Origin of the sequence: Novosphingobium rosa NBRC 15208, assembly GCF_001598555.1 — a bacterium.
Classification (GTDB): domain Bacteria; phylum Pseudomonadota; class Alphaproteobacteria; order Sphingomonadales; family Sphingomonadaceae; genus Novosphingobium; species Novosphingobium rosa.
The window spans coordinates 1-1,428 of sequence record NZ_BCZE01000171.1; the positions used below are offsets into that span (position 1 = coordinate 1).

The window sequence follows — 1,428 nt, forward strand, 5'->3', positions numbered from 1 at the left end:
GGATCGTGTCCCACGGCGTGGTGTAGTTTATTTGGGCCACCGGCGATTTCGGCATAAGCTTGAGCCGGTCATGCGCCAGGTACAGCCGAGAGCATGACGATGGGATTGTCGCTCACCGGCGCCATGGTTTCAAGTGACATGTAGCGGCCGCGCTGGACGGCCCATTCATCGGACTGTTCCATGAGAATGGCGCCGATCAGGCGTGTGATTGCCGCTTCGTTGGGGAAGATGCCGACGACTTCGGTGCGGCGTTTGATCTCGCCGTTCAGGCGCTCGATGGGATTCGTACTGTGCAACTTGGCCCGGTGCTCCTTGGGGAACGTCATGTAGGCGAGCACGTCGGGTTCGGCGTCGTCCATCAACGCGGCGAGTTTTGGCAGTTTTGGGCGCATTTGATCGGCAACGGAACGCCATTGCTGACTGGCGGCCTCGGGCGTCTCCTGAGCAAAAGCGGTGCCGATGAATGCCGAGACGACGCGGCGCCCGCTCTTGCCAGCGTGGGCCAACGCGTTGCGCATGAAGTGGACGCGGCAGCGCTGCCAGCTCGCGCACAGCAGCTTGGAGACCGCCGCCTTGATGCCTTCATGAGCGTCGGAGATCACCAGCTTCACCCCACGCAGGCCCCGGCGCGTCAGCTTGCGCAGAAACGCGGTCCAGAAGGGTTCGGCTTCCGACGGGCCGATATCCATGCCCAGCACTTCACGGCGACCGTCGCTGTTGACGCCCACCGCGATGATCACCGCGACCGAGACGATACGGCCATTCTGGCGGACTTTGACATAGGTGGCGTCGATCCACAGGTAAGGCCAGTCGCCCTCGATCGGGCGATCGAGGAAGGCATGCACCTTTTGGTCGAGCTCTTCGCACAGGCGGCTAACCTGGCTTTTGGAGATGCCATCCATGCCCAGCGCCTTGACCAGGTCATCGACCGATCGCGTCGAGATGCCATGCACATAGGCTTCCTGGATGACCGCCGTCAGCGCCCGCTCGGCCATCCGACGCGGCTCCAGAAAACCGGGAAAATAGCTGCCCTTGCGCAACTTGGGAATGCGCAGTTCCACCGTTCCCGCGCGGGTTTGCCAGTCGCGGTCGCGATAGCCGTTGCGCTGGACAAGCCGATCGGCGGACTTCTCGCCGTGGCCCGCACCCGTCAGGCCACCGACTTCCATCTCCATCAACCGCCCGGCGGCAAACGAGATCATCTCGCGCAAAATATCCGCGTCAGGGGCCTTCTCGACCAGCGCGCGCAGGTGCATCATGGAATCGGTCATCGTGGTTCTCCAGGTTCGAGCTTCGCAACCCAAACCTAGCCGAAAATCACGGTGACCACCCGCGCTGCTGGCCGTACGCTACAGCGCTATATGGAAAGCGCGCGTCCGGCCAGCAGCGCTACCCTCAGATCCTACACCACGTCCCGGGACGCGACCC

General features: G+C 63.0%; 1 protein-coding gene. It reads right to left on the minus strand.

Features of this window, described 5'->3' with window-relative positions; all coding sequences use genetic code 11:
• Positions 1-68: 68 nt before the first annotated feature.
• Complete coding sequence (locus tag SR3_RS30250) at positions 69-1,271, minus strand: IS256 family transposase (protein ID WP_068095125.1); 1,203 nt, start codon at positions 1,269-1,271, stop codon at positions 69-71.
• Positions 1,272-1,428 lie beyond the last annotated feature (157 nt).